The sequence below is a fragment of the Glaciecola sp. 2405UD65-10 genome, from assembly GCF_048820975.1.
Classification (GTDB): Bacteria; Pseudomonadota; Gammaproteobacteria; order Enterobacterales; family Alteromonadaceae; genus Glaciecola.
In genome coordinates this window covers 328,418-346,637 of the sequence record NZ_JBMEUF010000001.1, presented here as the reverse complement: position 1 = coordinate 346,637, position 18,220 = coordinate 328,418, and the positions used below count along the sequence as shown (strand labels likewise).

General features: G+C 39.4%; 11 protein-coding genes. 3 read left to right on the top strand and 8 right to left on the bottom strand.

Features of this window, described 5'->3' with window-relative positions; genetic code table 11:
- Positions 1 to 291 precede the first annotated feature (291 nt).
- Positions 292 to 1,056, top strand: coding sequence for a YciK family oxidoreductase (locus tag ACOI22_RS01545; RefSeq protein ID WP_420669501.1), 765 nt, complete (start codon positions 292 to 294; stop codon positions 1,054 to 1,056).
- Positions 1,057 to 1,116: 60 nt separating this feature from the next.
- On the opposite strand, the gene glnS is transcribed toward ACOI22_RS01545, so the two are convergent.
- A complete protein-coding gene (glnS, locus tag ACOI22_RS01540; protein ID WP_420669499.1) occupies positions 1,117 to 2,778 on the bottom strand; it encodes a glutamine--tRNA ligase in 1,662 nt (553 codons plus the stop codon).
- Positions 2,779 to 2,982: 204 nt separating this feature from the next.
- Between glnS and ACOI22_RS01535 the strand changes: the two genes are divergently transcribed.
- On the top strand, positions 2,983 to 4,008 hold the full coding sequence (locus ACOI22_RS01535) for a LacI family DNA-binding transcriptional regulator (RefSeq protein WP_420669497.1): 1,026 nt from the start codon (positions 2,983 to 2,985) through the stop codon (positions 4,006 to 4,008).
- Between the two features lie 84 nt (positions 4,009 to 4,092).
- Here the strand turns inward: ACOI22_RS01535 and ACOI22_RS01530 are convergent, their stop codons facing one another.
- Complete coding sequence (locus ACOI22_RS01530; RefSeq protein WP_420669495.1) at positions 4,093 to 5,559, bottom strand: MFS transporter; 1,467 nt, start codon at positions 5,557 to 5,559, stop codon at positions 4,093 to 4,095.
- A 120-nt stretch (positions 5,560 to 5,679) separates the two neighbouring features.
- The gene (locus ACOI22_RS01525) at positions 5,680 to 6,570 is read right to left on the bottom strand and encodes a LysR family transcriptional regulator (protein ID WP_420669493.1); all 891 of its coding nucleotides are present in this window, start codon (positions 6,568 to 6,570) and stop codon (positions 5,680 to 5,682) included.
- A 148-nt stretch (positions 6,571 to 6,718) separates the two neighbouring features.
- Between ACOI22_RS01525 and ACOI22_RS01520 the strand changes: the two genes are divergently transcribed.
- On the top strand, positions 6,719 to 7,390 hold the full coding sequence (locus tag ACOI22_RS01520) for a type 1 glutamine amidotransferase domain-containing protein (protein ID WP_420669491.1): 672 nt from the start codon (positions 6,719 to 6,721) through the stop codon (positions 7,388 to 7,390).
- Between the two features lie 84 nt (positions 7,391 to 7,474).
- Here the strand turns inward: ACOI22_RS01520 and ACOI22_RS01515 are convergent, their stop codons facing one another.
- From ACOI22_RS01515 to pepA, 5 genes are all read right to left on the bottom strand, one after another.
- The gene (locus ACOI22_RS01515; protein WP_420669489.1) at positions 7,475 to 9,937 is read right to left on the bottom strand and encodes a TIM-barrel domain-containing protein; all 2,463 of its coding nucleotides are present in this window, start codon (positions 9,935 to 9,937) and stop codon (positions 7,475 to 7,477) included.
- Positions 9,930 to 11,771, bottom strand: a complete 1,842-nt coding sequence (locus ACOI22_RS01510; RefSeq protein ID WP_420672294.1) for an alpha-amylase family protein — start codon at positions 11,769 to 11,771, stop codon at positions 9,930 to 9,932. Before ACOI22_RS01510 ends, ACOI22_RS01515 begins: the two co-directional genes overlap by 8 nt.
- A gap of 269 nt (positions 11,772 to 12,040) precedes the next feature.
- A complete protein-coding gene (hrpB, locus tag ACOI22_RS01505; protein ID WP_420669487.1) occupies positions 12,041 to 14,581 on the bottom strand; it encodes an ATP-dependent helicase HrpB in 2,541 nt (846 codons plus the stop codon).
- Positions 14,582 to 14,721: 140 nt separating this feature from the next.
- The gene (locus ACOI22_RS01500; protein ID WP_420669485.1) at positions 14,722 to 17,286 is read right to left on the bottom strand and encodes a tetratricopeptide repeat protein; all 2,565 of its coding nucleotides are present in this window, start codon (positions 17,284 to 17,286) and stop codon (positions 14,722 to 14,724) included.
- An 85-nt stretch (positions 17,287 to 17,371) separates the two neighbouring features.
- Complete coding sequence (pepA, locus tag ACOI22_RS01495; protein WP_420669483.1) at positions 17,372 to 18,169, bottom strand: flocculation-associated PEP-CTERM protein PepA; 798 nt, start codon at positions 18,167 to 18,169, stop codon at positions 17,372 to 17,374.
- Positions 18,170 to 18,220 lie beyond the last annotated feature (51 nt).

Here is an 18,220-nt window from a genome sequence, read left to right as displayed (position 1 = left end):
TCTATTGTAGATATATAATAAGTTATTTGTTTTGCATACCTGTTAGAAACTAGTGCGAATAACAATATGAGAACGCTTTGCTCAAAACATACCGCCTAGCTATTTACTAAATAACTCATATGACCAGTTTATCTAGGGGACTATATTATTGACTTTATGTGCAATTTGCAAAGTGTTTGTAAACGTAATGTAATAAAAAGTGTATTTTTTATGTTTCCCTAGCTCATTGCTTTGTCAAAACAAGATAGTACGATACTATCACCGCGTTTTTTACCATATGGAATATGATCAATGATTGAACAATATCCTCACTTAGATTTCCAAATCACTGAACGTAGTTTAATTGATAAAGTAATATTAGTTACGGGAGCCGGCGACGGCATAGGTAAAGTAGCCGCTCTTACATTTGCGAAGGCGGGTGCTACCGTTATTTTGTTGGGGCGCACTGTGGCTAAGTTAGAAGCCGTTTATGACGATATTGTAGCCAAAGGGTATCCTGCACCAAGCATTGTTCCTTTAGATTTACTGGGTGCAAAAGCATCAGATTACGAAGGACTTGCTTCAACAATAGAAGATCAATATAAGCGCCTAGATGGTGTTTTATTAAACGCAAGCTTGCTAGGTAACCTATGCCCTTTCGGACAAATTAAAGAAAAAGAATTTGCCGATGTAATGCAGGTCAATGTTAATAGCCAATTCTTATTAGTAAATGCCTTATTGCCACTTATAAAACAGACAAAACTTGCGTCGGTGGTATTCACTACATCATCAGTAGGTCGCAAAGGTCGTGCTTTTTGGGGAACGTATAGCATTTCAAAGTTTGCTACTGAAGGCATGATGCAAGTATTAGCAGATGAATACAAATCATCGTCGGTTCGTTTCAACTGTATTAACCCTGGCGCCACACGCACCAATATGCGTGCAAAAGCGTATCCAGCAGAAAACCCAGAATCGCTTAAAAAGCCTGAAGATATTATGAATACTTATGTTTATTTAATGTCAGATATTAGCCGCGGTGTTTCGGGCCAGTCACTTGATTGCCAAGTTAAAAAATAAGGTTTCACTAAACGTGGCTTAAATAAGCAATTAGCCACGTTTAGTAAACTTAACTTTGTCTTAATTACTTACTTTTGCCCACGTGTCGCGCAAGCCTACAGTGCGATTAAAAACAAGTGAGTCATCGGTGCTATCAATATCTACGCTGAAGTAACCCGTTCTTTCAAACTGAAACCCACTCAATGAACTCACGCCTTTTAATGATGCCTCTACTACAGCCGATACCGTTTGTAATGAGTCTGCATTAATACACGCTGTAAAGTCATCAGCTGCCGCTGGATTAGGAACGGTGAATAAGCGATCGTAAAGCCTTACTTTCGCAGGAACACCATGACTTGCACTTACCCAATGAATTACGCCTTTCGCTTTTCTGTCTTCTGGGTCTTTGCCCAGCGTGTCAGGATCGTAAGTACAATAAACGCAAGTCACCTTTCCATTTTCGTCTTCGTCAAAACGCTCGGCTTTAAGGTAATAAGCGTTACGTAAACGCACTTCTTTACCTATCACTAAACGTTTAAATTTTTTGTTGGCCGATTCTCTAAAATCGTCAGCTTCGATGTATAAAGTTTTACTAAAATAAATATCGCGATTACCCATTTCTTCATTGTTCGGATGATTAGGCGCCGACAAAATTTCAACTTTATCTTCAGGGTAATTTTCAATAACCACTTTAATAGGATCTAACACCGCCATTCTGCGCGGTGCGGTTTCATTTAGTTCATCACGAATACACGCTTCTAACATGCTCATTTCAACCATGTTATCCATCTTTGTAACCCCTATTCGTTTGCAAAACTCACGAATAGAAGCGGCGGTGTAACCTCTGCGGCGAATACCCGCAATAGTTGGCATACGAGGGTCATCCCAACCTGCCACATGGCCTTCGTCGACTAACTGAATTAATTTACGTTTGCTTAGTACCGTGTATTCAACATTTAGGCGGCTGAATTCGTACTGACGAGGTGTGCAATCAATACTGATGTTTTCAATTACCCAATCGTACAAACGCCTGTTATCTTGAAACTCTAAGGTACAAAGGGAATGGGTTATCCCCTCTATTGCATCTGAAATACAATGCGTAAAATCGTACATTGGATAAATGCACCACTTGTCGCCCGTTTGGTGATGATGCGCAAAACGTACGCGATAAATAACAGGATCACGCATGCACATGAAAGCCGAGCTCATATCAATTTTAGCGCGTAAACTACATTCACCTTCTTTATATTCACCCATGCGCATCTTCTCAAAATGCGCTAGGTTTTCTTCTACAGACGTATCTCGATATTCACTGTTAACGCCTGGAGCTGTTAAAGTGCCGCGTAATTCACGCATTTTTTCTTGATTGTTGAAATCAACGTAGGCAAGACCTTTTTCAATCAATTCAACGGCGAAGCCATATAACTGATCAAAATAGTTTGACGAATATTTCTCTTCATCGTTCCAAGAGAAACCTAACCATGACACGTCATTTTTAATAGAATTAACATAATCAATGTTTTCTTTTTCAGGGTTAGTATCATCGAAACGTAAATTACAGCTACCTTGATAATCTTGCGCTACACCAAAGTTTAAGCAAATAGACTTTGCATGCCCCATATGTAGGTAGCCGTTTGGTTCAGGCGGAAAACGTGTAGCTACAGTTTGATGAAGACCAGAAGCAAGGTCTTTTTCAATAATTTGACGAATAAAATTGGTCGGACGGTAGTCAGTCTCGGCCATATAGCGACATTCCTTATAGTGTATAGATATTATATTTTATGCGAGGAGTATATCATTACCTTGCAACAAGATATAAAGGTTATTTTTGTTTTACATATCAAGCTATTTAGTCAGAGTTTAGATTAGCCCGATTCTATTTAGAGCTTGAACTAACTTGTGAGTCTAGTGTATAAAAAACAACTGCGTTTTTACAATAAGAAGTAAATGAAAAGTAAATCGACATCATTTGACATAGCCCATATGGCCGGCGTTTCTCAATCAACCGTGTCAAGGGCATTAAACAATAGCCCTTTAGTTAACCATGAAACCCGCGAAAAAGTAAAACGCATCGCAGCCGAGCTCAATTATAAAGTAGATAAAAGCGCTAGTAACTTACGAAAGCAACAAAGCTCAACCATAGCGCTTTTATTATTTGATGACCCTACCTCTGATGATTCCTCTATAAACCCATTTTTTATTAGTATGCTAGGTAGCATTACAAAGGCTTCTGCCGCCGCGGGTTATGATCTATTGGTGTCGTTTCAAAACTTAGGCGATGATTGGCATGCCGAATATGAAGATAGCAACAAGGCTGATGGTCTAATATTATTAGGTTACGGCAGTTACACTGACTATGAGTACAAATTGTCGCAGTTAGAAGAACAAAATACACATTTTTTACGTTGGGGCGCTCCCGATAATAAACACCCAGGTGTATCAATAGGCTCTGACAACTTTCAGGGCGGATACATAATAACTCAGCATTTACTCACGCTAGGGCACAGAACTTTTGCTTTTATTGGCGACGTTGGCGACAACGCGCCTGAACTTAAGGCACGCTACGAAGGTTTTGTAAAAGCCATTGAATATGTAGGATTAACGCCTGACAACATTATTCAAGTAGATGCTATTTCGACTGAAACCGCAGGTTACGAAGCGGCCAATATTTTACTCGACTCTGTTCAACCCAATGCAATTGTGTGTGCATCTGATTTAATGGCAATAGGCGCAATACGTGCAATACGGCAACGCGGTTTGCTTATTCCTGATGACATAGCCGTAGTAGGATATGACAATATTCAAATCAGTGAATTTTGTACACCCGCTCTTACAACGGTGCAACAAAACACTCAATTAGCCGGGCAAATTTTAGTCAGTAATTTAGTCAAACTCATCAACAACGAAAAGGTTGACGATATACTTATGCAACCTGACTTAGTGGTAAGAAAGTCGTGCGGAATTCAAGACTAAAAGCGAGGGTTACATAAACTTTCATTTAATTGTTAATTTGCCAAAATAGAAAACGCCACTATTTCGGCAAACATAGTTAAAGGGTTACTTTGCAGCTGATACCGTTTCTTTTACAAAAAATACGGACGCACCAGCCAACAGCATTGATACCCCGGCTAATACAATAATATTACTCGCCACATTGTCAAAGACTACGCTTAATATTAGCCCCGCCGTTAAGCCAGAAACGATTTGCGGTAAGGCAATTGTAAAATTGAAAATGCCCATATACACGCCGGTTTTATCAGCAGGTAATGCCCCCGCTAGCATGGCATATGGCATAGCAAGAATGGCTGCCCACGCAATGCCAACCCCTATCATAGGAATGATTAAGGAAACTGCACCAGCTGGTACCGTCACTTGCGTAATGAGTAAATCAACATGCGTTGGCGTGAGATCTTGGAAGAACATAAAACTAATATAGCTAATTCCGCCTAAAAATAGTGAACTCGCGTACACTAATTTACGACCAAATTTATCAGCTAAACGAGCCAAAAATATAGAAAATATTGCCGCAAATAAAGAATAGGCAGCGAACAAAATTCCAACCCAATCACCCGCAGCGCCTTTCGCATCTACAATGGCTTGCGGCACTACGTTGTTGATAGAGTCTAAATAATCAGGGTCAAACCATTTTACCTCCACTCCCCATATATGTTGCGTAATGGCAGGCGTGGTATAAACCCACATTATAAATAAAGCAAACCATGAGAAGAATTGAACGAGTGCTAAGCCTCTCATAGTTTCAGGCATATTTTTAACCAAAGCGAAAAACTCTGTTAATTTTTCGCCCATGCCTTTTTTGGTGTTTAGTTCACTCTCAACTGTGTTGGCGTCTAAGCCTTTATAGGCATAATAATCTTTAGGGGCATATTCCTTCGTTTTAAACACAGTCCACAGTACAGTACCAAGAAGCACAGTAGCACCAATATAAAAAGCCCAAACCACAGAATTGGCAACTTCCCCTTTTTGTGCTGTGTTATCGAGCCCAATTACGTTGGTCAGCATAAAAGGCAAAATAGAGCCTATAACAGCCCCAATGTTGATAAGAATTGACTGTACAGAATAGCCCACATTACGTTGCTGGGCGGGTACCATGTCAGATACCAATGAGCGAAACGGTTGGAAACAAACGTTAAATGAAGCATCCATTAATGCGACCATTAACACACCAAAAATCATAGGCGCCATAAACGCAACAAATAAAGATGCGTTAGGTAATAAAACCATACCAATTACTGCCGCTATAGCGCCAGCTAATATAAATGGTTTACGTCGCCCTAACTTATTCCAAGTTCGGTCAGAAGCCGCGCCTACAATCGGTTGTACGAGGAGTCCCATTAGTGGTGCGACTATCCAAAATAATGATAAGGAATGAAGATCTGCGCCTAAATCACTTAAAATTCTTGATACGTTAGCGTTTTGCAAGGCGAAACCAAACTGTACGCCTAAAAAGCCAAAACTGACATTCCATACTTGGAAAAAACTTAACTGAGGTTGTTGCTTATTCATTCATCTCTTCTTTAAAAAGTTACTCGATGGGCATGTTAAATATTTGTAATTAAAACCCAGTGATTGTAACTGGCAATTAACAGTAGACCAAATACTTGCATACGTATTCAGGCTTTATTTTTATTCATGCCAGTCTTTAAACCGTTCTAGTAAGTAATCAATTGCAACGCGCGCACGCAAAGGGAGAAATTGCTTATTTTGGTATACAATTGAACTGTTGGCACCAGCACTCCAATATGGAGCTAAAATAGGTACAAGCATTTTTTTCTCCACGCCCTCATTAAAATTAGCTTTGGGCATATATGCAATACCTAAGCCCTGAATACAGGCATTTACTACACCACTAGCAGTGTTGCATCGCCATCTGCCATCTACTTTCACATTGTACGTGGTGTTTTTGTTACTAAAGCGCCAAACATCGCTGTTGGCGACAATACAACTGTGCTGCTTTAAATCATCGGGGCAATTAGGCGTGCCATTCTCATGTAAATATTGTGCACTAGAAACCGCCATCATAGGACGCTTTGCTAGCGGGCGTGCAATTAAACTAGAGTCACTTAGTTGCCCATAGCGAATTGCGAAATCTATGCCCTCTTCCACAAAATTAACGTTACGGCTGTTAAAGTTAATGTCTATGTTTAATTCTAAATGCTCTTTTGCGAAGTCAATTAATGCTGGAACCACATATTGTTCGGCAAAGGTACCCGCAGCAGTCACTCGCAAAGTACCATTTAGTTGATACTGCTTAAATCGTAATTGTTCATTGGCCTGGCTTAATGCTTGTACAATGTCTTTACATTGCTCGTAATACGCTTGTCCATCAGGGGTTAAGCTTACTAATCGAGTAGTTCTTGCTAATAGAGAACATGCGAGGCGCTCTTCTAATTTAGCTACTTGGCGGCTAACATGGCTTGTACTGCAATTAAGTATTTTTGCCGCAGCTGAAAAACCTTGATGCTCTGCAACTGCCACAAACTCATTGATACCGTCAAAACTGTCTAACTTTCTCATACTGATTTTTTTGCTACAAGCCTGTAAATATTAACAATATACTAGTCTATTGTTGCCATATAGCAATAATGATTTGCAATTTTCGTATATTATCATCTCAAAGAAAAACAATTACTATGATGCAACATTGAATAAACGCGAGAATATTATGAAAAAGATACTAATTCCTTTAACAAACCATGCAACACTTGGCGAGACCGACGAAGCTAATGGCACATTTTCGCCTGAATTAACTCATGCGCTACACGTTTTTACTAATGCTGGTTTTACATATGACCTTGCATCAATTGAAGGTGGAAAAGCTCCTCTTTACGGCACTGACATGGAAGATGATGCGATTAATAGCGAAATTTTAGCTAACGATGATTTTAATGCGCAGCTCAACAACACCAAACAGGCCTCTGAAATTTCAGCAGATCACTACGATGCCGTATTTTATCCTGGCGGATTTGGGCTACTTTCAGATTTAGCAGATAATGCTGAATTTGCAGCTATAAGCGCAGCGGTTTATGAGAAAGGTGGAATAGTGGGCGCTGTATGTCACGGTCCGGCAGGATTGTTGCCAATTACTTTGTCAAACGGTAACAAGCTTATAGCAGATAAGTCAGTAACAGGTTTTACCCGCGAAGAAGAAATTGATTACGATACCATCAATAAGATTCCATACTTGTTAGAAGAGAAGCTAGCGCGTACTGCCGGCCGATATAATAAAGTGCAACCATGGCAAGAGTTTGTTGTTGTGGATGAGCGTTTAGTGACAGGCCAAAACCCTAGCAGTGCAGCTGCGGTTGGCGAAGCTATGGTTAAATTGCTTAAATAGAAAATAAGCTCTTTTAATTGTGAGAAAGGCGCCTTATAAGAGGCGCCTTTTTTATTTTAAATAATGTTTAGCGGCAAACAAGTATCACCACTTAAGTTTCACGCTCAAGTCTGACACCAATATACCCGTCACTTTCAGCGATTGCGTATTAGCATCATAAATTGCCTGCTTTTTGTTTTTCGTAGATTGTTCACTTACATCATAAGGTTTATTGTCTACCCACACCTTGCTAGGTTTTTTAATTACACCATGAATGTGAAAGTTCACCTTTCTACGGTAAGGTGCGCCCTCGAAATTTCCTACTAGTTTACAGCGCAAAGCTAAGCTATTTTTACGATGCTCAGAAGTATCTTTGCCAGTTTCTATCTGACTTGCCGCACTGAAACTAAGGGTTTGAAAGTGTTTTTTAGCAAGGCTATTAGGCGATTTACCGTCATCATCATACATCACATAAGTATTATTTAAGACGCTGCTATGATGATAGTAATGCACGTGTAAATCTTTAGTAGAATATGCTTCGGTATTGTTAATATCATTTACCATGGGCACAAACGAACCCGCTTTGACCATCACCGGCAATTCATTTAAAGGCGCATCAATGGTATGTGATTTACCACCTTCGTAAATAGTATCAGTCCAATAATTAAACCAGAATCCCTGTGGTAGATTTACGATTTTTGATAGCTCACCCTGCTCCACTATAGGAGCAACTAAAAATGCATCGCCCCACATATAAGCGTCAGTTCGTTCTATAGCTTGTTGCGGATAATCTATGAATAGCGGACGCATCATAGGTAAGCCGCTGAGTGAGTTTTGCATGCTCAATGAATAATTATATGGCAGCATGCGGTAGCGTAACTTTACGTATTCTCGAACCATTCCCTGGGTAGTTTCATCGTGGAATACTGGCTCAGGCGCAATATGGTCTTGTGCATGAGGCCTATAAACCGGTTGGAATACACCATATTGTAGCCAGCGAATATATAACGGTGCATCAAAGATATCACCGCCAGCGAACCCACCTAAATCTGAATGGGTGTATGCTAATCCAAATATGCTCATTTGTAAGGCAAGTTCAACTTGAGTCTTAAGCCCTCCCCAAGAGCGTTCTACATCTCCGGTCCATGGCACCATGGCATATCGCTGACTGCCAATGAAGCCAGAACGCATCATAATAAAAGGCCGCTCGTTTGGTCGGCTTTGTAACTGTTTGTTGTACACCATTTTGGCCCAAGTGTGTCCATAAGCATTGTGCAGTTCGTTAGCGGTATGCATCGCCCCGTTAAAATTATGAAGAGCATCAGCTGGATGCACCTCAGGCTCGCCTAAATCTCCCCACCAGCCAGCAACACCTTGTTGATTAAGTTTTTCGTAAAATTGCCAAAACCAATCTTGTGCATTTTCATCAAATACATCCACTAAACCTGTATTGCCAAAATAAAAATCAAAACGTTTAGGTTCGCCCGATGGTGTTTTACTTAAGGCTTGATTATTAACAGCGCTTTCCCATTGGCTTGAGCTTGACAGTATAAATGGCTCTGTAATTAAAATGGTTTTAACGCCTTGATCACTTAAGGTTTTAATCATTTTTTCAGGCTCAGGCCAATTCGCTTTATCCCATGATAAATTTCCCATATGACCTTTTATGTCGGCCCCAAACCAATAAAGATCAAGCACTACTGCGTCAACTGGAAAGCCCTTTTCTTTAAACAAACCTATGGTATCTAATACTTCCTGCTGGCTTTTATACCCAAAGCGAGATGCATAATTGCCAAGCGCCCACCGCGGAGGCAATGGTTGTTTGCCCGTTGCATCAACAAAGGTTTCTATAAGCTCCTTATAGTTGTTACCCGCGCTAAAAATATACGAGGTACGCCCTGCATCTGCTTCAAATTGCAGTACGTTAGTTTGTGTATGACCAATGTCTAAATATCCATTGGCTGAATTATCAAATGCAATAATGTAGGTTTTATCAGACATAATGGCAGGCAAGCCATAATACATTTGCTTCGATTCGCCGTTGTAGCCGTAGTGCGCTTTATTATATAAAGGTAAACGATGACCTCGGCGGTCCATACCTAATACTCGTTGGCCGCCGCCCATAATCTTTTCATTATCATTTAATGAAAATCGAAATCCGCGAAGCGTTTCATAGTGAAACAAACCCACCTCTTCTTCACTTAACAAACCACTGTTATTGTAATAACTTAATTTGTAGGGCTTGCTTTGAATATGTATCCGCAAATTGGGAAGAATCAGTTCGTATCCCTCCTCAACAATATTCCATTGGGTGTCTTTAAAATGCGTAGGGTTTTCTGGCAAAGCAAATGATGGAAGCTGACCTACCCCTTTCGGTTGGTAGAAAACCTCTACCGTCCCCTCATTTAAGGGCGTAATTCGAACCGGCCCATCACTTAGCTGCAGTTCAACATACTGTTTTGTATACTGCGCACTTATAAGCTTGCGCTGATTTGGCTGAGCATAACTGCTATATGCAACAAAAAAGGCAAGTATAAAGGCATAAACATAATAGGTAGTTTTATTCATTGCTGCTTCCTAATTTCACTTCGTAAACTACCGAACCTAAAGGCGCTAGCTTAATATCAATGAAGTATTTATTTTCGCGGCGCTCAATTTGGTTTTCAGTTTCAACCATTAAATCAAGCAAAGGTGTCATTGGTTTATTAAGCTTCCATACATCCATTAATTCATTGGGTAATTGCAAGCTAAGTTCAACCTTAGATTCTTGAAAATTACTCACTACAATCAAAGCGGAATTATCCACATAGCGAACAAATGAAAATTGATGCTTACTGTATTTGCTGCTTAAGTTATTTATATTGAATGAATGCAGGCTTTGATATTCACCTAACATAGCGGGATGATGCGCTGATATGTTCATTACATCTATGTAAAAACGTCTTAACGATTGCTCGTTATCACTTAACTGTGCCCCATCAAAGTTGCCTTTATTCATCCACCGTTGATGCGCGGGCACGCCGGCATAATCAAAAATAGTTGTGCGGCTAGGATCACCAAAACCCGTTTCTTCACTGCCATCTTCACCCACATCTTGGCCAAAATAAAGCATAGTAGGAGAATCACTTATTAAGGCTGAAACCACCAATGCTGGCATTCCTTTAGCAGCACTCCCTGCAAACTCAGGGCTAGCTATACGTTGTTCATCATGATTTTCTAAAAAATGTAGCATGTGAGGGGCTATGTCTTGCATTGAGCTTTGCACATCTTCGAGTGATTTAGTATCGCCAGTCCCCTGCATAACCAGCTTTAAAGAGTCGTAAAACTCAACTTTGTCATATAAATAGTCCATTTTGCCAAGCTTAATGTAATCACGATACAAACTCGGGTTATATACTTCTGCTAGTAGCAAAGCCTTAGGATATTTGTGTTTAATAGATGAGTTTAAAAAAGACCAGAACTCTACCGGTACCATTTCAGCCATGTCATAACGAAAACCATCAACACCTTTTTCAAGCCAATAATGGGCTATGGCTTCAAATTTATACCACGAGTCAGGTAAGTCGTTTTGTTGTTGCCAAAAAGCGTAATGCTCTGCATGCCCTAATTCATTGTATTCGTTAGGTAAGCTTGGAAAATCATAAGTGCCGTCTGGACGAACGCCGTAGTTAACCTTAACGGTTTCATACCAATCATTTGCACTTGGTTTAACGGCGCGCGAGCCATTACCCGTCCATTTCGCTGGCTGCTCTGTGAATTTTCCATCCGCTAATGGATGGGCTTCGCCGCCTAACACTTGCTGCTTTGACTGCTGCTCTGGTACTTCGAAAGAAGTACTGGGAATATAGTAAAAATTGTTGTGCTTACTGTAAGCCACACTTGTATCATCGCTGGCGCCAAAATTACTTTGACCCATTGGTAAGCTTAGCGATTCGTAACGGCGTGCAACATGGTTTGGTACAATATCAACAATTACTTTCATGTTATGTTTATGCGTGCGACGTATTAATGCTTCAAACTCAGCCAAACGATGCTTAGGATCTTCAGCTAAATCAGGATTAACATTGTAGTAATCTTTCACCGCATAAGGCGAACCTGCTCGCCCTTTAACAACATCAGGGTCATCTAAAGAAATTCCGAACTTGGAATAATCATTTATAAGGGCGTGATGCATTACGCCGGTATACCAAACATACGAAGTACCTAGCTCGGCAATACCTTGAAGCGCGGCATCATTGAAGTCATTGAATTTTCCTACACCGTTTTCATCAATAGTGCCCCAAGGCTTATTATTATTGTTCGTATTTCCGAACAAACGGGTGAATACTTGATATATAACAGGTTTACCTTCACCCTGAGCATGATGCATGGACAAAGGTGTTGGTAGGTGGTTTGCGCGCATATCAAGTTTCATCTGTTTGGTACTTAAGCCATTGGCTAACGTTTTATGGGGTTTTTCACCGCTCGTCTTTTGCTCACAAGCTCCAAGACTAAACACACATACCGCTATGCCTAGTAATGTTAATTGCCGCTTTTTTGAAAGAAATGTTAATTTGTTATTCACACAGTAACCTTATTGAACCGTAAACTTATAGTCCTAGGATAACCGTTAACAACTTGTTAATGAAGCTACATACGTATTCATAAAATATGCATTGCTATAAATTTGAACTACATATTCTTTTTGGTTTTTGTGGTTGGCTTTGCATGAGCGGGTTTATCTGGCCAAAAATGCTTTGGATACCGTCCTTTCATTTCTTTTTGAACGGCTTTATAGCTGCCCTCCCAAAATCCGGGTAAGTCTTGCGTTTTTTGAATTTCACGCTGAGCAGGAGATAAAATAGATATTGTTACTGGCCAATGTTTATTCCCAACGGTAATAGCTTTGTTTAAGCCATATAATTCTTGCATTCTAATTGCTAAAGTAACCGAACATTCCTCTTGGCTATTTACCGCATAATGTAAAGGATGATTATGCCCTGAGGGAGCTTTAAAGTACGCTGGAAATTCACGTTCAAGTTCTTGCTGCTGTGAATAATCTAGTCTACTTTTTATTATACTCATCCACTCTAGGTTGAGCGCTTGCTTCATGCTCGTAATATTGTGCAAAAACGGTAAAAGCCAATTTTCAGCATCATCGAAAATCCGTAGTGGCGACATATTTGGAATAGTTGCATTTGCACTTAGCAGGCGAGCACACTCTAAACGCATAATAAACTCGCGCACCTTTATTAACTTTTCATGCTCAAAAAAATGGGCACCCTTTTCACTAATATGTTGCATTAATAAAGTGCTAGCTTTTGCAGAGTTTGGGGTGCTGATTGCTTGTTCATTAAGAATAATTGCCCCCAAAGCATCGACTTGCTTTGATGCAATTTTCTCATTTTGTTTATCCCAAAAGGTGTTCACGCTGCGCGTTTTCTGCTCATTAATATGGTTGCGTATACTTTGCGGACTAAGGCGATGAAATAGACTAATTTGGGCATTGCCACCATGGGTACTTAATATGCGCTGCTCCAAACAAATAAGCCATTCTATGTGCATATTTTCATTTACAAGCGCACTATGAAACTCAATGCCGTTGCCACTACTCATAAGATAACCACCATCAGGTTTTTGCTTGGCTATAGCATCAGGAAAGCTAGCTAACAAAATGTTATCTAAAGATGATAATTCAAATGAACAATCCACTGGAATTTTAAAATGTTTAGCCCACCTTTTAATATCACTGTGAATAGGATGGCGGCTATTGCTTTGCAAAAACCTAATTTGAGCTTCAATGTCTAAGCTACCAGCATCTTGCGAAATAGACTTACCTTCTAAAATACTAACAATAAATATAATAAGTAGTGCATCATGATGATATTCATGTTGCGCTAATAAAAGTAACTTCGCTAGCCTAGGATGAGTGGAAAATTTGGCGGCTTTTTTTCCTAACAAACTTAGACTTTTGTCAGCATTAATAAACCCTAATTGAGCCAGTAAATCACTTGCGGCACTCACTTGGGCTTTGCTTGGCTTATCAATCAGCGGTAAATCGTCAAATGAACTGCCCCACTCTTTGAGCATTAGCAATTCGCGGCTAATGTCCATGTCAGTAATTTGTGGTTTACTCGCCTGAACAAGGTATTGTTGCTTTTGTTCATCCCATAAGCGGTAACATATACCTGCTTGTTGGCGACCGGCTCTTCCCGCTCGCTGCGTACTAGACGCTTTAGAAATAGCTTGTTCAACTAACATGTTTGTGCCGCGACTAATATTAAACTTCTGCACTTTTTCTAGACCAGAATCAATAACAACGCTTACACCATCAATGGTTAAACTTGTTTCTGCAATATTGGTAGCCAAAACTATTTTACGAACGCCTTTAGGGGGAACATCAATAGCTAACTGTTGTTCTTGGGCTGATAGTATGCCTAATAATGGCGCTACAATAGTATTAGGGAAAATACCGTTTTCAATCTTTGATTTAAGACGGCCTTGCACAAAAAATATATCACTGGCGCCCGATAGAAATACGAGTATATGGCCCTCGTGCTCTTCGAAAGCTTCTTCTATAACTTTTATAAGCCAGTTTCGAAGTGCAAACTGCTTTGTGTTTCGCTGGCCCTTATGCTGTATATTTGAGGCTAAAAGTGGCCTATATATATACTGTATTGGATAAGAGCGCCCCTCACATTCTAAGAGTTTAGCTAAGGGTAGCAAGTCCTGAACAGGTTTAACCTCCAAAGTAGCTGACATCACCAATAAACGTAAATCTTCACGTAAGCCTTGCTGAATTTCTAAAGCTAAGCCTAGTGCAATATCAGAATAAATACTGCGTTCATGGAACTCATCAAAAATAATGAGCGCAACATCACTTAATTCAGGATCTTGCTGCATGCGCGCGCTTAGCATGCCTTCTGTCATAATTAATAAACGAGTTTGTGTAGAATACTTGGCGTCACCACGAACATGGTAGCCAATATGCTGACCTACCTTTTGACCTAATTGCATAGACAAATATTGCGCTATAGAACGTGCAGCAACTTGTCGAGGTTGCAGCATAATTATTAACTTATGTGTAAAACAACTGAGCTTTAGCAATGCAAGGGGTAAACGAGTTGATTTGCCTGCACCAGGAGGCGCAATCAAAATACAATCATGATTTATGATTTGTTGGCTGAGTTCGCCAAGAATTTTATCAATTGGCAATAAAGATGGGGTTCGCATATTCCATAAAAACTGTTAAGTGAACTTATAGGTGAAAACGTACTACTGAAAATCCAAATGGCATATATTCAGTGCTAAGAATTTATGAAAACAAATGGCATCAGTCAAGCTGTACTAATGCCATTGACATGGATGTGTTCCTATAGGTTTGCGTTCACAAGGGCAACAGTATTTTGAATTTCTGTGTTATCTGGCGCCAAAGCAATTGCCCTATCAGCTAAAGATTTAGCTTCATCAAACTGCTTATCTTCGTTTAATGCTAAGGCCAAGTTATTTAACGCAACTAAATTATTAGGGTTAATCGCAAGCACTTTTCGGTAATTAGCCATGGCATCACTCCCTGTTTGCATAGTAGCCATAAGTAATAAGGCGTTTACTGCCCTACTATTTGATTGACTAAATGCAGTTAACTCATCCATTGCCTGAGCTGTTTGTCCAGCGGCATGCAAATGCTGAGCATAAGGAATTAAAGTGCGCTCTGTTGGAAACTGATTAAACGCCTCTTTATATAATTTAGTAGCCGTCATCAAGTTACCTGAACGAAGTGCAATATCCGCTTTTTTTACCATTACATCAGGGTTTATCGCACTAAGTGAATCAACCGTGTCTTGGGCTTGTTCTACATTGCCTTGAGATAAATATAAGTCACTTAATTGAAGTTTAAAGCGCACATTGTTGGGGTAGTTAACCAGTTGCTCTTCTAATAGCAAAATACTTTGCTTAACGCCATCCACTTTGCCTAACACGCTAAGTATTGAATTAATTTGTTCAATACTTAAAACATAAGTATTTAAGGTATTAGAGATTGCACTTAACGCTTTCTCATTTTCGCCTACAGCAATATAAGATTCAGCTAAGGTATACCAATACGTTACGCTTTTCTGCTCTTCAAAGGTGAAACTTTCAAGCACACTAACGGCCTTGCTTTTTTGTTTTACCATAGCGTAGTACAAGCTTAAAAGAATAGAGTCTTCAACCCGTGTAGCGCTTTGTTCGTAAATTGATTCAACATACTCAGAAACATCTGTATTTAAATTTAAACTCAATGCAGCGGTTTGACGCAATAAAGTTATACTGTAAGGAAACTTCGCTATTCCAGTTTTCGCTGTATCTAACGCACCAGTATAATCCTGCGTATTCGCATATGCATTTGATAACAAAATATACATATGCGAGTTATCAAACTCTATTTCAGTGGGTTTTAAAATTGATTTTGTTTTTTCAAATTGCTTACTTAAGTTATAAACATCGGCTAAATACATCGCGTTAGATGAGTTAAAGGGCTCTGCTTCTATCCAATCATTAATTGTATTTTCAGCTTCTTTAAATTGCTGATTTTTGACCAAATCACCCACTATAATATTTTTAGCGACCAATACTTGTTTCTGTGAATAGTTGTTTGGGTTTTTATATGCGTCAGCAATAAGTTCCTTGCTAGCGGCTACAGACTTTTCATAGCTGGCTTGCTTACCATTTACCATGTTAAAAATAGCGAATTCTAATTGAGTGGCCACATCTGCATCTGGACTTATTGAAATTACGTCTCTTACATTTTCAAGCGCTTGGTTATCACCTACTGATTCTAAACCTTCAATGTAAGCCACCACATTCTGCAAATCTGATAAATTCGAGATACTGTTTTTCTTAAAAGTATCAAGCACATTATCATCCCCGCCTAACTTCGCTTTAGCATAAGTAAGCATGTTGTGGTAATTGGTTCTTACTTTTAAGCCGCGTAGTCCTTTTTCTAAAAAGTTGATGGTTTGCTCATAATTACCCAATGTAAAATTAAGATCAGCCGCTAATAAGTAGTTTTTGTGAGTCTCATAACCACCCGATAAAGCGCGTTCAATATGAATTTTAGCGGTCTCTAGATCATTGTCTTTAACTGATATTAAAGCTTTTAATTGATTGGCAACCGGTTGATTAGGTGATTGCTTTAATATTTCATCTACGTATTGTGCAGCTTCAGGCCAATTTTTTCCGCGAACTAATGATTCGGCGGCTAGCACTTTAATTTTAGCAAATGCTGGGCGCAGCACTTCAAGTGCTTTGTATGCATTTGCTGACTTTTCATATTCGGAATTTACAAACGCAAAGTTGCCAAATAAGTGTAAAAACAAATAATTTTGTTGAGCTGAGGCAAATTCTTCGTTGATTGAATTCAACTGATTATAAAATTCAATTGTATTGCTGTTCTCGCTAAAAGTGGCTACCGCATTAGCTAATTTACCAATTAAGCTTTGCTCAGAATTTTTTAATCTAGCAAAACCACTTTTGTCCTGTTCTAAACGCGATAACAGCAAGGCTTCAACTACATCACTATTTTGAAGCCCAGCTTGATTATTTGCTTTGTTCAATTTAGTAGTTTCAAGGGCAAGCGACATATCAGTAGTCATGTACAATGCTTCTACTTTACGCTCAAAAGCATTAGGATTTAGAGAGGATTTAACTTTATTAAACTGATCTATAGCGCCATAGTAATCACCAGAAATTGCCAATACTTCAGCAAGCTTCGCTCTTATTGCATCTGCGCCTGTATTTTCAGATAAATATTTCTTAAGAACAATAATAGCGGTACTAGATTTATTATTTTCAACTAGCTCTTGAGAGTTAGTAAGGGTTTGTTCTTCTGTTAAGGGTTTAGAACAACTAATAATTAACAGTAGGCTTGAACTAATAATGATGCGCTTGAGGTATTTCATATTGATAACTCCTTGTATAGCCAAAAATAATAACAAAAAAAGCGGCACTAGGCCGCTTTTTTTTCAAACAATATTTTAAATATTATTATTTTCTAGCTCTGAAACCTAATGCAAACAAACCTAAGCCAATTAATGCAATTGCAGAAGGCTCTGGAACGTTAAATACAACACTTGCTTCACCGTCAAACGTTTGGATATCACCAATAGCGTCTGGACCAAAGCTGATTTGTGAGAAGAAATCTTCTAAATCACCATCAGAGATAAGCATTGAGTAGAACGGGTCAGGTTCAATGAAGAACGCTTCGCCAGCTGAACTCAAAGAGAAGTTGTCTGAGTATAAGCTAAAGCCACCAGCTGTTGCATTACCTACAGAACCACCAGTACCGATAAGACCTGAAAGCAATTCAACATCGTCATCTAATTCAGCAGCGCTGAAGCTAGTCGCACCAATACCTGCGATAGCTGATTCAGCAAATGAGTTAGTGTCTCTTTCAACGTCTAAGAAAAGGTTGAAATCGCCAGTCCAGTTACCAGTTGTAACAGTTGTACCATCGTTGCTGATTACGTTACCGTCAATGTTGATAACAGAATACAAACCGTATCCAGCGTTGATGTTCAAACCAGTGTCAGTACCAAAAACAGTACCGCTAAAGTTTGTATAAGATAAAACGATAGTTGCAGAGAATTGACCAGCAGCGTTATTTACAACAACGATTTCGTTGTAGTCGCCAGTGATTTTGTCAGCAACAAAAGTAGTAGATGCAGCACCAGTGTCAGCTACGCCTTGGCTGTTATCAACAGTAAAAGGTAGGTCAGCGTATGATGCAGCAGAAGCTGTAAGCAAAGCAGCACCTAAAGCAAGTTTTTTAAAATTAGTCATCATGGTTTCCTTGAAGTTAAATTCTTTCACCATGAACAAAGCATAGATAGTGCC

What these genes read in the sequence shown, in the direction of transcription:
- ACOI22_RS01545 (WP_420669501.1), top strand. Translation starts at nt 292, where the DNA reads ATGATTGAACAATATCCTCACTTAGATTTCCAAATCACTGAACGTAGT.
- glnS (WP_420669499.1), bottom strand. Translation starts at nt 2,778, where the DNA reads ATGGCCGAGACTGACTACCGTCCGACCAATTTTATTCGTCAAATTATT.
- ACOI22_RS01535 (WP_420669497.1), top strand. Translation starts at nt 2,983, where the DNA reads ATGAAAAGTAAATCGACATCATTTGACATAGCCCATATGGCCGGCGTT.
- ACOI22_RS01530 (WP_420669495.1), bottom strand. Translation starts at nt 5,559, where the DNA reads ATGAATAAGCAACAACCTCAGTTAAGTTTTTTCCAAGTATGGAATGTC.
- ACOI22_RS01525 (WP_420669493.1), bottom strand. Translation starts at nt 6,570, where the DNA reads ATGAGAAAGTTAGACAGTTTTGACGGTATCAATGAGTTTGTGGCAGTT.
- ACOI22_RS01520 (WP_420669491.1), top strand. Translation starts at nt 6,719, where the DNA reads ATGAAAAAGATACTAATTCCTTTAACAAACCATGCAACACTTGGCGAG.
- ACOI22_RS01515 (WP_420669489.1), bottom strand. Translation starts at nt 9,937, where the DNA reads ATGAATAAAACTACCTATTATGTTTATGCCTTTATACTTGCCTTTTTT.
- ACOI22_RS01510 (WP_420672294.1), bottom strand. Translation starts at nt 11,771, where the DNA reads ATGCGCGCAAACCACCTACCAACACCTTTGTCCATGCATCATGCTCAG.
- hrpB (WP_420669487.1), bottom strand. Translation starts at nt 14,581, where the DNA reads ATGCGAACCCCATCTTTATTGCCAATTGATAAAATTCTTGGCGAACTC.
- ACOI22_RS01500 (WP_420669485.1), bottom strand. Translation starts at nt 17,286, where the DNA reads ATGAAATACCTCAAGCGCATCATTATTAGTTCAAGCCTACTGTTAATT.
- pepA (WP_420669483.1), bottom strand. Translation starts at nt 18,169, where the DNA reads ATGATGACTAATTTTAAAAAACTTGCTTTAGGTGCTGCTTTGCTTACA.